The organism is Paracoccus sp. SM22M-07 (assembly GCF_001887735.1).
Classification (GTDB): Bacteria; Pseudomonadota; Alphaproteobacteria; order Rhodobacterales; family Rhodobacteraceae; genus Paracoccus.
Genome location: NZ_JPKW01000001.1, coordinates 45,427 through 59,474, shown reverse-complemented (window position 1 = coordinate 59,474; position 14,048 = coordinate 45,427). Strand labels below are relative to the sequence as shown.

Genomic DNA, 14,048 nt, shown 5'->3' with positions numbered 1-14,048 from the left:
CTGCTATCATTGCTGGTGCTTACTCCGGCAGGGCATAGGCCAAAATATGGTCGCCCGGTTTCGTTCCGATTGACCCATGACCGCCCGCGACCATGACCAGATACTGGCGACCGTCCTGTTCATAGGTCATGGGCGTCGACTGTCCGCCTGCGGGCAGGCGCGCGCGCCAGATCTCGTCACCCGTGGTCAGGTCATAGCCGCGCAGATAGTTGTCCACGCTGGCCCCCAGGAACGCCACGCCGCCGCCGGTGATGATGGGGCCGCCGATGCCGGGGACGCCCAGTTCGAAGGGCAGGGGCAGCGGGGTCATGTCGCGCACGGTGCCGTTCTTGTGCTGCCAGACGATGTCACCGCTGCGCAGGTCAACGCCCGCGACATAGCCCCAGGGCGGTGCGGAACAAGGCACCTGCAGCGGCCCCAGAAACGGCCCCATGACCACGCCATAGGGCGCGCCCTCATTGCGGTTCAGGCCTTGTTCGCTGGCGGTCTCGCCCTCGGACGGTTCGGGGATCTGGTCGCGGGGGACCAGACGCGAGGTGAAGGGCAGATAGGTCGGCATCCCGAACATCACCTGCCGCACCGGGTCCACGGCGACCGACCCCCAGTTGAAGACCCCGAAATTGCCAGGATGGACGATCGTTCCCTTGATCGAGGGCGGCGTGTAGCGGCCTTCATAATTCAGGCGCAGCAGCTGGATGCGGCAGGCAAGTTGATCAAACATCGTGACGCCCCACATGTCGGCACCCGTCAGCGGGTCGGGTGCGAAGCTCAGCGCCGAGACGGGCTGGGTAGGGGCGGTGAAATCCTCGGGGATGGCGCCGCCGGGTGCGGGAACTTCGGTCACGTCCAGCAACGGCGCGCCGGTCCGGCGATCCAGAACATAGATGTCGCCCTGTTTTGTCGGCTGCACCAGTGCGGGAACCTGCGACCCGTCCGGCTGTGTCAGGTCGACCAGCACCGGTTGGGCGGGCACGTCCATGTCCCACAGGTCATGGTGAACCGTCTGGAACACCCATTCGCGCGCGCCCGTCTCGATATTCAGGGCGACGACCGAGGACGAATGTTGCTCAACCGCGGGGCTGCGACCCATGCCCAGCTGGTCGGGGACCTGATTGCCAAGCGGGATATAGACCAGACCCAATGCCTCATCGACGGAAAACACTGACCAGCTGTTGGGGGAATTGGCGGTATAGGTCTCGCCGGCCGCGATATCGATGGGTTCGGTCTGGTCAGGATTGCCGGAATCCCAGTTCCAGACTAGTTCGCCCGTGTCGATGTCGAACGCGCGGATCACCCCCGATTGCGAATACACCGAGAAGTTGTCGTTGACCGCCCCACCGATGATGATCAGCCCGTCCACCGCGACCGGAGGCGAGGTTGAATAATAATAGCCCGCCGGGTTGTAGGGCATCCCTGCCTCCAGCGCCAAAGTGCCGTTGTCGCCGAAGACGGTGCAGGGTTCTCCGGTCCCAGCATCCAGCGCGATCAGGCGCGCATCGGCGGTCGGCATGTAGATGCGCTGCGCGCATTGGCCGGTGCCGCCTGCAGGGTCCGCCCAATAGGTCACGCCGCGGCAGGTCTGATGCTGCCGGTCGGGGTTCAGCCCGGAATTGGCGTCGAAGCGCCATTGTTCCTGGCCGGTCGCCGCATCCAGCGCGATGGCGATGTTGTGGGGGGTGCAGACGTAAAGGCTGTCGCCGACCTTCAAGGGCGTCACCTGATAGGTAGTCTCGGTCACGTCCTGGGGCAGTTTCACGTCGCCGGTGCGATAGGTCCATGCCAGCTCCAGCGCGTCCACGTTTTCCGGGGTGATCTGTGTCAGGGGCGAATAGCGCTGACCGTAATTGGTGCGGCCATACTGGTGCCATTCGTCGGCACCGAAATCGGCCCCGGTCGCGGGCTCGGCAGAGACGGTCTGCTGGGGCAGCTGACCCGGCAGATCGTGCGGGTCTTGAAACATGGCATAGACCGCCACGGCCACGCAGACGAGTGAAGCGACCGCGACGGGCATGGCAGGGGGTGCCGGCCGTGCCGGTATCACCCCTGGTGAATCGTGACGGGTTTCGCCGGCACCGCGGGCTGACGGGATCAGCAGCCAGAGCCCCAGAAGGACGATGATGCCGCCGCGCGGCGCAAGTTGCCACCAGTCAAGCCCCACCTCCCAGACAGCCCAGGCCAGTGTACCAAGCATGAAAGCGGCAAAGAGCCAGCTCGTCGCCGGATGCCGCGCCCGGATCAGCATTGCACAGGCCACAAGCACGATGCCCGCAATGACATAATACCAACTGCCGCCAAGGACTGCCAGCCAAGCTCCCGCTGCGGCAAGGGCAAGGCCCAACAGCGCAAAGACCACCATCGTCGCCAGTCTGATCATCGATAAGCCTCCTCAGGGATTTCTATCTCAATGTCGTTGGGGCTGCGAACCGGCGGTTCCCGGAAATGTTCCCGCCTTTGTGAGGTGGCGGTCACGACAGGGTCGGCGTGGGGGGCATGAGGGGGACGTGCGGGCAAACAGTTCTCAGCCGGCAGTGCGATAGATGTCGTCCAGCACGCGGGCCAGCGTCACCAGCCGTTCTGCCTCGGGATCGAAACCCTTGTCACGGCGCAGCTGCGCGGCCCATGCCGAGGCCGCCCGACCACCCCAGTCATCGGGCGGTGCCACCAGTTGCCGCGACGCGGTGCCGTGGTGGTGCCAGGCCCCGAAATCGAAGAACGACCCGTCCAGGTTCGACACCACGGCGCCCCCTTGCGTGCCGAAGGCCTCCATGCCGATCACGGCGTCCCGGCCTGCGGGCAGGTTCCAGGAACAGGCCAATCGGATTACCGTCCCCTGCGACGTCTGAAGTGTGGCCAGGGCGAAATCCTCGACCGCGTGGTCGTCGGACGCCAGAGGTTGTCCCCCCGCTCGGATATGGGCCGCCACGCAGCTGACATCCTCGGAGCCAAGCGACCACAGCGCCATGTCGACCAGATGGATGCCCAGATCGATCAGGCACCCGCCCCCCGACAGGCGGCGGTCGCGGAACCACGGCTTGTCGGGACCATAGGCGTTGTGAAACGTCAGATCCACCGCGTGGACATGACCCAGCTGCCCGCCCTGGATCAGGTCGCGCAGCGCGACGAAGGCGGCGGCGTGGCGATAACTGAGATCGGTGGCCAGCAGCCTGTCGGCCCGCCGCGCGGCCTCAACCACCGCGCCGGTTTCCTGAGCATCGCGTCCCAACGGCTTTTGGCAGAAGACGGCGGCGCCGGCCTCCAGCACCTCAATGCTTTGTGCCGCGTGCAGGGCCGAGGGGGTGGCGATGACCACGCCGTCGGGGCGCTGGTCCAGCAGGGTGCGCAGGTCATGCCCGGTGGCGGCGCCGGGGGCCAGTTCTGCGGCGCCCTGGACAGCGGCGGTATCCGGGTCCGCCAGCGCCACGATTTCCATGTCGCCGGCCTCCAGCATGGCCTGCATGCGGTGGCGGCCGATCCAGCCCAGCCCCAGAAAGGCGATGCGGGGACGGGCAAGGGCGGGGCGCAGGGTTTGGGCATTCATTTGCATGCGATCAGCGCCTTGACGAAACGGCCCGGCTTGTCGCGGGTGGCGTCCAGTGCGGCGGCCAGCCCCTCCAGCGGATAGGTGGCGGAATAAAGCGGCATCGGGTCCAGCAGCCCCCCGGCCACGGCGCGGACGGCGTCGCGCATGCCGCGCCGGATGACTTGAGGGTCGCGCTCATGGGCGTTGATCACATCCATGCCCTTCCAGTTCCACATCTGCATGTTCACCTGTCGCGGCCCGTCCTGATGATATCCCCCGATGACCAGCCGTCCGCCTTCGCAGACCAGTTCGGCAGCCAGGTCCAGCGGCCATTGCTTGCCAACGACCTCGATCACGACCGGACACATGTGGTCGTCGGTAAGGGTCTTGACGTGATCGATGACCTGCCAGTGATCCTCCATCGCGATGGTGTGATCGGCCCCCATCCGCCGCGCCAGCTCCAGCGAACTATCGCGCCGAGAGATCGCGATCACCCGCGCCCCGGCCTGGCTGGCCTGCTGCACCAGCAGGGCACCTAGAAAGCCGATCCCGATGATCGCCACGGTATCGGCGCCGGAGATCGCGGCCCGTCGGAAGATGTTGACGGCGCAGCCGAGGGGCTCGGCGGGGACAGGCATGTCCGCCAATTCGTCCGGCAGCACGATCACGTCGGCCGCCGGGACCGTCTCGTGCGTGGCAAAGCCATGCTGACCGGCAAAAGCCACGCGCGTGCCTGGGGGCAGGCCGTGGACTTCGTCGCCGATGGCCTCGATCACGCCCCACGCCTCATGACCCAAGCCTCCGGGAGGCAGGGGGAACTGTTGCCATTCGGGGCCAGCCCAAGGACCCAGGTTCGAGGCGCAGACACCGCATCCCTCGATGGCAATGCGTACCTCGGACGGTCCGGGGTCGCGGGGGACCATGGGGACGATGTCGGTCTGTCCGGGGGCGATGACGCGGGCTGCGCGCGGCTGGCCCTGGTGATCGGGCATCCTGGACCAGGTTTGAGGGCTGGCGTCGATCATCGGTCTCTCCGTGTGTTGGGGCGTCTGTTGGAACGGGCTGCTGAACAAGAAGCTGGAACAAATGTTCCCGACCCAGGTTCAGGGGCCCGGATGATGTCTCTGATGAAGACATTGAAGAAGAACCTGACGGCCCTCGCGCGGCCGAGGACGGAAACAAGGAGTAGGGTCCCATGACAACGACACTGATCACCGGCGGATGCGGCTTCATTGGTCGCCATGTGGCCGAGGAACTGCTGGATGCGGGCCATGACGTGCTCCTTTATGATGCAATGATCGAGCAGGTGCATGGCGGCACCGAAGCCGATGCGTCCCCCGATCTTGCCCCGATCCTGGCGCGCGGCGCGCGCGTCGTGCAGGGCGACATGCGCGATGCCCAGGCCTTGCGCGGCGCCCTGCAGGACGCCGATGCGGTGATCCACCTGGCCGCCGAAGTCGGCGTGGGCCAGTCCATGTACGAGATCGCCCGCTATGTGGGCGCCAACGATCTGGGCACTGCCGTGCTGCTGGAGGCGATCGCCGCCCACCCGGTGCGCAAGATCGTCGTCGCCTCCTCCATGAGCGTCTATGGCGAGGGGTTCTATGCCACGGCCGACGGCGCGCTGCATGACCGCGTGCGCCGCAGCCCCGACGACCTGCGCGCCGGCCGGTGGGAACCCGCGACCGCCGATGGCACCCGCCTGGCGCCCGTTCCAACGACTGAGGACAAACGGGTCGATCTGGCCTCGATCTATGCCTTGACCAAATATCAGCAGGAACAGGCCGTGCTGATCTTTGGCGAGGCTTACGGCATCCCTGCCACTGCGCTGCGGCTGTTCAACGTCTTTGGCGCGGGACAGGCGTTGTCGAACCCCTATACCGGCGTGCTGGCCAATTTCGCCTCCCGCATCGCAGGCGGGCAAGCGCCCACCATCTTCGAGGACGGGGAACAGAAGCGCGACTTCGTCCATGTCCGCGACGTTGCCCGCGCCTTCCGCCTGGCGCTGGAGAATGACGCGGCGAATGGCCATGTCATCAACATTGCCTCGGGGAATGCCTATTCGGTGTCGCAGGTCGCGCGGCTGCTGGCTCAGGCCATGGGATCCGACCTGCAGCCCGAGATCCTGGGCAAGTTCCGCGCGGGCGACATCCGCAATTGCTTCGCCGATATCGGCAAGGCCCGCGACCTGCTGGGCTTTCAGCCTCGGCATCGGTTGGAGGACAGCCTGGGGCCGTTCGTCGAATGGGTCAGCGGCCAGCCTTCGGTCGATAACGGTGCCCGGATGCGCGCCCAGCTGGAGGAACGGGGGCTGGTGACATGAGCGCCGATTTCGGCTTTGTCGAGTGGTTCCGCCCCGGCGAATACGATCGGGTCGAGGCGCTGATGCCCGCGCTGGTCGCGTCGGGTGCCCGGCATCTTCGCACCCATGTCAGTTGGGCCGAATACCACGCGCCAGGCGGGCAGGAATGGTTCGACTGGCTGTTGCCGCGCCTGGCGCGCGATCTGGACGTGCTGCCTTGCGTGCACTACACCCCGCCGTCGCTGTCCCGCACGGGCCGCAGTTCCGGCGCACCCAAGGTCCTCAAGGACTATGCCGATTTCATCGACATGGCGCTGACCCGACACGGTCAGCATTTCACCCATGTCGAACTGTGGAACGAACCCAACAACCTGCTGGATTGGGATTGGCGTGAAGACCCGGATTTCGACCTGTTTTGCGAAATGGTCGGCGGGGCGGCCCATTGGGTGCAACACCGTGGCTGGAAGGCCGTTCTGGGGGGGGCGGCGCCATTCGACCCCTACTGGCTGAACCTGATGGGCGAACGCAGCGTCCTTGGCGTCGTCGACGCGGTGGGATTTCATGGGTTTCCGGGCACATGGGACAGCGAGGCCGCGTCATGGCGCGGGTGGGACATGCATCTGGGAGAGATGCGTCGCATCCTGGACCGCCATAACCCTGACGCTCACATCTGGATCACCGAAACCGGCTATTCCACCTGGCGCCGGGACGAGATCGAACAGGCGCGCCGCTTTGTCCGATCGCTGCAGGCCCCGGCCGACCGGGTCTATTGGTATGCCTGGGCGGACCTGCCCGCCGACGTGGCCGTGCAGGAGGGGCTGTGGTTCGACCCGCGCCATTACCACATGGGCGCGGTCGCGGCCGGCGGTCAGCCCAAGCTGTTGGGCCGCCTGCTGACCGAGGGCGGTGTCGGCCGCCTGCAGGAGCTGACGCAGCTGGCCAGCCCGACCGTGGCGCGTGCGCAGGACAGCGTGCTGATCACCGGCGGCGCGGGCTTCGTCGGCGCCAACCTGGCCGATGCGCTGATGCGCGACGGGGCGCGGGTGACGGTGCTGGACAATCTCAGCCGGGCTGGTGTCGAACGCAACCTGCGCTGGCTGGCCGACCGGCACGGCGACCGTCTGCACGCGGTGCCCGCCGACCTGCGCGATCAGCCATCGGTCGCGGAGGTGGTGGCGGGGGCGAGCGCGGTGTTCCACTTGGCCGCCCAGACCGCCGTCACCACCAGCCTGACCGCGCCGATGGATGATTTCGAGGTCAATGCCCGAGGCACCTTGAACGTGCTGGAGGCTGTGCGCGCCACGGGCCGCCGGGTGCCGATGGTCTTTGCTTCGACCAACAAGGTCTATGGTGCGCTGTCCGACCTGACCGTGACCGACAGCGGCGACCGCTGCGGTCCCACCGACAATGCGCTGTCGGCGCATGGCGTGGCCGAGGATCGCCCGCTGGATTTCTGCACGCCCTATGGCTGCTCCAAGGGCGTCGCCGACCAATATGTGCTGGATTATGCCAAAAGCTACGCCATCCCCGCGGCGGTCCTGCGGATGAGCTGCATCTATGGCCCGCGCCAGTTCGGGACCGAGGATCAGGGCTGGGTCGCTCATTTCCTGATCCGGGCGCTGGAGGGAAGGCCCATCACCGTCTTCGGCACCGGAAGGCAGGTGCGCGACGTGCTGCACGTATCCGATGCGGTAGCGGCCTATCGCGCCCTGATGGGGGATATCAATGGGCTGTCAGGGCGCGCCTTCAACCTGGGCGGGGGGCCAGCCAACGCCGTCAGCCTGCGCGAGGTTCTGGACCACATCAAGGGGATCACCGGCACGGCCCCTCGGGTCGCCTATCAGGACTGGCGGCAGGGGGATCAGCCTTGGTTCGTCGCCGACACCCGCGCCCTGCAGGCCGCCACCGGCTGGCAACCGCGCATGGGCTGGAAGGACGGGCTGGCGGATTTGGCCGCCTGGCTGGCCAGGGATCGTGGCCTGCCGCTGTCCCGCGAAAGGCGGTCGGCATGAAGATCCTGATGACGCTGGATGCGGTGGGCGGCGTGTGGCAGCACGCCATGGATCTGGCCATTGGTTTGCGCGAACGCGGGGTGTCAGTGGTTTTCGCGGGTCTTGGACCGCCGCCCGACGCCGACCGGCTGGCTGCGGCCCGCAGCATCGGCGCGGTTGAATGGGGTGATGCGCCACTGGATTGGCTGGCCGGGTCGCAGGCCGAACTGGCCCCCGTCGCGCCATGGCTGGACCGCGTGGCGGCACACCATGCGCCTGACGTGATGCATCTGAACCTGCCGACCCAAGCTGTCGGACTGACCGCCGATCTGCCGATCCTGACCATGTCGCATTCCTGTCTGGCCACATGGTTCGCCGCCGTTCGCGAAACGGATGTGCCTGCCGATCTGGCATGGCAGCGCCACCTGACCGCGCAGGGGCTGGGCATCGCCGACAAAATCGTGGCACCCAGCCAGGCGCATGCCAAGGCATTGATTCGGCAATACGGGCGTCTGTCCAACCTTGACGTCGTCCCCAACAGCAGCCGCAGCATGCCGTCGCCCGGTCTGCGCCACGCCCGGATCGTCGCGGTGGGGCGGTGGTGGGATGACGGCAAGAACGGAAGGATGCTTGACGCCGCCGCGGCCTGCAGCGACTGGCCGGTCGAGATGATCGGCCCTTTGGCAGGTCCGGATGGCGCGGTTCTGTCCCTCGATCACGCACGGCAGGTTGGACCCCTGTCCCATCGCGAGACGCTGCGCGCCATCGGCCGCGCCGGCATCTTCTGTGCGCCGTCGCTTTATGAACCGTTCGGGCTTGCCGTGCTGGAGGCCGCCCGCGCCGGCGTGCCGCTGGTTCTGGCCGACATCCCGACCTTCCGCGAGTTATGGAGCGACGTCGCCGTGTTCTTTGACCCCGACGATCCCGCGTTCCTTGCCGATGCGCTGAACGAAATGGCCCGTGATCCCCTGCGTCGCGCCCGGCTTGGTTGCTGGGCACAGGATCGCGCGACGCGTCTGAACCCAGACACCCAGGTCGATGCCATGCTTGACCTGTATTGCCAACTGGCCCGCACCCCCGTCTCAACAATTACAGGATGATTGCCATGCGCTTCTTGTTCTACACCCATTCTGTCGTTTCCGATTGGAACCACGGCAATGCGCATTTTCTGCGCGGCGTCATGCGGGCGCTGAATGCGCGCGGCCATCAGACATCGGCACTGGAGCCCGAAGATTCCTGGAGCCGGAGCAACCTGATCGCCGATCGGGGCAAGCCGGCCCTGGCCGAATTCGACGCCTGCTTCCCCGACCTGCACTGGCAGGCCTATGATGCGGACTTCGATCATCGGGCCGCGCTGGATCAGGCGGATGTCGTCATCGTGCACGAATGGACCGATCCGCAGCTGGTGGCGCTGATCGGCGCGCATCGACGCAAGGGCGGGCAGTTCCAGCTGCTGTTCCACGACACCCACCATCGTGCCGTCAGCGCGGGCGATCAGATCGCGGGGATGGATCTGGACGGCTACGATGCCGTGCTGGCCTTCGGCGAGGCTTTGCGCGAACGTTATCTGGCGGCTGGCTGGGGGCGTCAGGTCTTTACCTGGCACGAGGCGGCGGATACCAGCGTCTTTCACCCCATCCCTGAGGTTCTGCCGCAATCGGACCTGATCTGGGTCGGGAACTGGGGCGATGACGAACGCAGTGCCGAACTGGAACAGTTCCTGATCGGCCCTGCCGAGGAGCTGCACCTGTCCACGACCGTCCACGGCGTTCGCTATCCCGACGATGCGCTGGACCGGCTGCGTCAGGCGGGTGTCGATTACCGGGGGTGGTTGCCGAACGCCCAGGTGCCCTTGGCCTTTGCGCGTCATCGCGTCACTGTGCATGTCCCCCGGCGCCCCTATGTCGAGGCGCTGCCCGGCATCCCCACGATCCGACCGTTCGAGGCGCTTGCTTGCGGCCTGCCCCTGATCAGCGCGCCCTGGGACGACGCGGAGGGCTTGTTCCGGCCCGGCGACATGCGGTTTGCCCGTGATCAGATCCAGATGCGCCACCACCTGAGGGAATTGCTGCACGATCCCGATGCCGCTGCCGAACAGGCCAGCCAGGGGCTGCAGACCGTTCTGGACCGGCATACCTGCGATCATCGCGTGGATCAGCTGTTGGCGCTGTTGACCGAACTGGCCGCGCCCCAACCGCGCGAGGCCATGGCATGACCCGGATCGCGTTCTATGGCTCCAGTCTTTTGTCCAGTTACTGGAACGGCGCGGCGACCTATTACCGGGGCATGATCAAGGCGCTGCATCGCCACGGCTTTGACGTGACATTTCACGAACCCGACGCCCATGACAGGCAGTCCCACCGCGACATCGCCGTTCCGGACTGGGCGCATGTCAACGTCTGGCCCGCCACGCCCGAGGGGCTGCAGGCCGCCGCCGCCCGCGCGGCCGAGGCCGACATTGTCATCAAGGCATCGGGCGTCGGTTATGCGGATGACGCGCTGCTGGAACAGGTCATGGCGGCGGCGCGGCCCGACGCGCTGAGAATTTTCTGGGATGTGGATGCGCCTGCGACCCTTTCGGCCATGCGGCAGAGCCCGGACGATCCGCTGCGCCGAATGCTGCCGGATCTGGATCTGGTGCTGACCTACGGCGGCGGCGATCCGGTGATCGACGCCTATCGCGCCCTTGGTGCGCGGGACTGTGTGCCGATCTACAATGCGCTGGACCCGGATACGCATTGTCCTGCCCCACCCAACGACCGCTTTCGCGCCGATCTGGGTTTTTTGGCCAACCGCCTGCCGGACCGGGAGGCTCGGGTGGCCGAGTTTTTCCTGCGCCCCGCCGCACTGCTGCCCGAGCGTCGGTTCCTGCTGGGCGGGTCGGGCTGGAACGAGGCCGATCTGCCCGACAACGTCCGGGCCATCGGCCATGTCGGCACGGTCGATCACAACGCCTTCAACACGACGCCCCGGGCGGTGTTGAACGTCGCCCGCGATTCCATGGCCGCCACCGGCTTTTCGCCTGCCACCCGCGTCTTCGAGGCGGCGGGCGCCGGCGCCTGCCTGATCACCGATGCATGGGAGGGGATCGAAATGTTCCTGACGCCCGGCTCCGAGGTTCTGGTGGCCCGCGACGGGTACGACGTGGCCGAGATCATGGCGGCGCTGTCGCCTGTTCGCAGCCAGGTCATCGGGCAGGCCGCGCTGAAGCGGGTCCTGTCGGAACATACCTATGACCGCCGTGCCATTCAGCTGCGGGATCTGCTGCAACGGACGCGCCCCCGCACGACCCCCGAAAGGAACACGCCATGACCCAGTCAGACGAGATCATCATCTTCGGACTGTCGCTCAGTTCATCCTGGGGCAACGGGCATGCCACGACCTTCCGCGCCCTGCTGCGCGGCCTGCGGGCCGAGGGGCGCCGCGTCCTGTTCCTGGAACGGCGCCGACCCTGGTATCTGGACAATCAGGATCTGCCGCATCCCGATTTCTGCGAACTGGAATTCTATGACGACGTTGCGCAGGTGACCGCGCGCCATGCCGATCGCCTGGCGCGGGCGGAGACGGTCATCGTGGGGTCTTATGTCCCCGATGGCCAGGTGCTGATCGACGCGCTGCACCGGATGCCGCTGCGCCAACTGTGCTTTTATGACATCGACACGCCTGTGACTCTGGACCTGCTGGCGCGTGGAGAGGAGCAGTACCTTGCCCGCCGCCAGGTGCCGGTTTTCGACTGCTACCTGTCATTTTCCGGTGGGCGCGTGCTGGACCGATTGCGGGAGGATTGGGGCGCGCGCAATCCGGTTGCCCTGTATTGTTCGGTGGACGAGGCCGCCTATCGGCCGATGGACGTGCCGATGCGGTGGGACCTGGGATATCTCGGCACCTACAGCCCGGACCGCCAGTCGGGATTGGAGGCCCTGCTGATCGAGCCGGCGCGACACCTGCCGCATATGCGCTTTGTCGTCGCGGGGTCAATGTTTCCGGACGACATCGACTGGCCGACCAATGTCGACCGGATCGACCACCTGCCCCCCGAACGCCACGCGGCATTCTATAACGCGCAGCGGTTCACGCTGAACATCACCCGCGCAGCGATGCGCGCCTTGGGTTGGTCGCCCTCGGTCCGCCTGTTCGAGGCGGCGGCCTGCGGCACGCCCATCATCTCGGATCGCTGGCCGGGGCTGACCGAACTGCTGCCCGATGGGCAGGCGGTCATTCTGGCCGACACGACCGCCGACGTGGTGGCTGCCTTGACGGACATGGATGCCCAACGCAGGCAGGCGATGGCCGAGCGCGCGCGCGCCATCATCCTGAAGGGTCATACCGGCCGTGCCCGCGCCTGCGACCTGATCCAGGCTCTGTCCCGCCAGCCCCACCTGACAGCAGGAGACTGACGATGCAGAAAATGACATCTTTCCTGCCGACGGTGCTGGTTGCCGGGGGGGCGGGCTTCATCGGATCGCATCTGTGCGAAACGCTGCTGGCGCGGGGCCACCGGGTGATCTGCCTCGACAGCTTTCTGTCGGGCCGCCGCGAAAACGTCCTGCCCCTGACGAACCATCCGTCGTTCAGGCTGATCGAAGGCGACGTGACCGACCCGGTCGACATTCCGGGGCCGCTGGACCAGATCTACAATCTGGCCTGCGCCGCGTCCCCGCCGCAATACCAAGCCGACCCGGTGCACACGATGCGAACCAACGTGATCGGTTGCGGCAATCTGCTGGAACTGGCGCAGGCCAAGGGCGCGCGTTTCCTGCAGGCATCAACTAGCGAGGTCTATGGCGATCCCCTGGCCCATCCCCAGACCGAGGATTACTGGGGCAACGTCAACTGCACCGGCCCCCGGGCCTGTTATGACGAAGGCAAGCGGGCCGCGGAAACACTGTGCTTTGACTATCTGCGCACCGGGGCGATCGACGTGCGCGTGGCGCGGATCTTCAACACATATGGCCCGAACATGCGGCCCGATGACGGGCGGATCATCTCGAACCTGATCTGCCAGGCGCTACAGGATCAGCCGATGACCCTCTATGGCGACGGCACACAGACCCGGTCCTTCTGCTATGTCTCGGACCTGGTCGAGGGACTGATCGCGCTGATGGAGGTGCCCGCCGCGCCTGAAGGTGCCGTCAATCTGGGCAACCCGGGCGAGTTTTCGGTTCTGGAACTGGCGGGACTGATCCGCCAGATGGTGCCGGGATCGCTCAAGCCGGTCTTTTGCCCGCTGCCCCAAGACGACCCAAGGCGGCGCCAGCCCGACATCACACTGGCACGCCAATTGCTGCGCTGGCAGCCCCATGTGCCGCTGAAGCAGGGCCTGCGTGCCACCATCGACTGGTTCGCAGTCCATCAGGGCGTTCACGCCCCTCGGATCGCCCAAACCGAAATCAAGGAGATGCGCTCATGAGCGAGACACCCACCCTGTCCGACCGGATCAAGGAATTGGGGCCGTGGTTCCACAATCTGCGTATCGGCGGTCAGCAGACGGCGCCCGATCATCCGCTTGGCGATTATCCCAGTTTCAAATGGCAAGGTTTCCGGCAGGTCGTGCCGGACGATCTGACGGGCAAGTCCGTCCTGGATATCGGCTGCAACGCGGGTTTCTATGCCATCGAGATGGCGCGACGCGGGGCACAGGTTACCGCCATCGACAGCGATCCGCATTACCTGGCCCAGGCCCGCTTCGCGGCGGATCAGGCAGAGGTGGCGATCGACCTGCGGCAGATGGACGTCTATCGCGTTGCGGATCTGGGACGCCGTTTCGACCTGGTGATCTTCATGGGGGTCTTCTATCATCTGCGCCATCCCCTGTTGGCGCTGGACCTGCTGCATCGCCACGTCGTGGGGGGACAGCTGCTGTTCCAGTCCATGCAGCGCGGATCGCCCGAAGTTGCATCCGTGTCGCCGGATTATCCTTTCGCGGAAGGGCAGGTCTTCGACGCACCGGGTTGGCCAAAGCTGCATTTCATCGAACACAGCTATGCCCATGATCCGACGAACTGGTTCATCCCCAACAGGGCCGCCGTCGAAGCCATGCTGCGCAGCGCGGGCTTTTCCATCCGAAGTCACCCCGAGCCAGAAGTGTATCTGTGCGGCAGAGACGGACAGGCGGGCCATACGCCGCCCGACTGCAGCGCATGACGCGGTCAATCGGCCTGAAACTTCCGGGGCCCGAACGTGTTGGGAGGGTTCCGCGGCGCAGTGACCCTCTGGCGTCCCCGGTCTGAAACGA

Annotated in this window: 11 protein-coding genes; 8 read left to right on the top strand and 3 right to left on the bottom strand. The window is 66.2% G+C overall.

The genetic code is table 11. From position 1 onward, the window contains the following. Positions 1-19: 19 nt before the first annotated feature. The 3 genes from IE00_RS00300 to IE00_RS00290 all read right to left on the bottom strand — a co-directional run bounded on the left by IE00_RS00300 (position 20) and on the right by IE00_RS00290 (position 4,512). The gene (locus tag IE00_RS00300; protein ID WP_072295079.1) at positions 20-2,374 is read right to left on the bottom strand and encodes a glucose/quinate/shikimate family membrane-bound PQQ-dependent dehydrogenase; all 2,355 of its coding nucleotides are present in this window, start codon (positions 2,372-2,374) and stop codon (positions 20-22) included. 144 nt (positions 2,375-2,518) lie between these two features. After that, positions 2,519-3,544: a Gfo/Idh/MocA family protein gene (locus IE00_RS00295; protein ID WP_240493752.1), complete on the bottom strand. Its 1,026-nt coding sequence runs from the start codon at positions 3,542-3,544 to the stop codon at positions 2,519-2,521. Further along, positions 3,535-4,512 (bottom strand): zinc-binding dehydrogenase, encoded by a 978-nt coding sequence (locus tag IE00_RS00290; protein WP_072295603.1) that lies wholly within the window; start codon positions 4,510-4,512, stop codon positions 3,535-3,537. The genes IE00_RS00295 and IE00_RS00290 overlap by 10 nt, the downstream gene beginning before the upstream one ends. Before the next feature lie 203 nt (positions 4,513-4,715). On the opposite strand from IE00_RS00290, the gene IE00_RS00285 reads away from it, so the two are divergent. From IE00_RS00285 to IE00_RS00250, 8 genes are read left to right on the top strand one after another with little or no spacing between them, the layout of a single operon-like run. Beyond that, positions 4,716-5,843: an NAD(P)-dependent oxidoreductase gene (locus IE00_RS00285; protein ID WP_072295077.1), complete on the top strand. Its 1,128-nt coding sequence runs from the start codon at positions 4,716-4,718 to the stop codon at positions 5,841-5,843. After that, positions 5,840-7,834, top strand: a complete 1,995-nt coding sequence (locus tag IE00_RS00280; RefSeq protein ID WP_072295076.1) for an SDR family NAD(P)-dependent oxidoreductase — start codon at positions 5,840-5,842, stop codon at positions 7,832-7,834. The genes IE00_RS00285 and IE00_RS00280 overlap by 4 nt, the downstream gene beginning before the upstream one ends. Next, positions 7,831-8,913: a glycosyltransferase family 4 protein gene (locus tag IE00_RS00275; protein ID WP_083553931.1), complete on the top strand. Its 1,083-nt coding sequence runs from the start codon at positions 7,831-7,833 to the stop codon at positions 8,911-8,913. Before IE00_RS00280 ends, IE00_RS00275 begins: the two co-directional genes overlap by 4 nt. 5 nt (positions 8,914-8,918) lie before the next feature. Further along, complete coding sequence (locus tag IE00_RS00270; RefSeq protein ID WP_072295075.1) at positions 8,919-10,028, top strand: glycosyltransferase; 1,110 nt, start codon at positions 8,919-8,921, stop codon at positions 10,026-10,028. Next, positions 10,025-11,125, top strand: coding sequence for a glycosyltransferase (locus IE00_RS00265; RefSeq protein WP_072295074.1), 1,101 nt, complete (start codon positions 10,025-10,027; stop codon positions 11,123-11,125). Before IE00_RS00270 ends, IE00_RS00265 begins: the two co-directional genes overlap by 4 nt. Continuing rightward, positions 11,122-12,210, top strand: a complete 1,089-nt coding sequence (locus IE00_RS00260) for a glycosyltransferase (RefSeq protein ID WP_072295073.1) — start codon at positions 11,122-11,124, stop codon at positions 12,208-12,210. The genes IE00_RS00265 and IE00_RS00260 overlap by 4 nt, the downstream gene beginning before the upstream one ends. An 11-nt stretch (positions 12,211-12,221) precedes the next feature. Beyond that, entirely contained in the window at positions 12,222-13,223 is a 1,002-nt protein-coding gene (locus IE00_RS00255) for a UDP-glucuronic acid decarboxylase family protein (protein ID WP_371328415.1), read from the top strand. Beyond that, on the top strand, positions 13,220-13,957 hold the full coding sequence (locus IE00_RS00250; RefSeq protein WP_072295071.1) for a TIGR04290 family methyltransferase: 738 nt from the start codon (positions 13,220-13,222) through the stop codon (positions 13,955-13,957). Before IE00_RS00255 ends, IE00_RS00250 begins: the two co-directional genes overlap by 4 nt. The last annotated feature ends 91 nt before the right edge of the window (positions 13,958-14,048 follow it).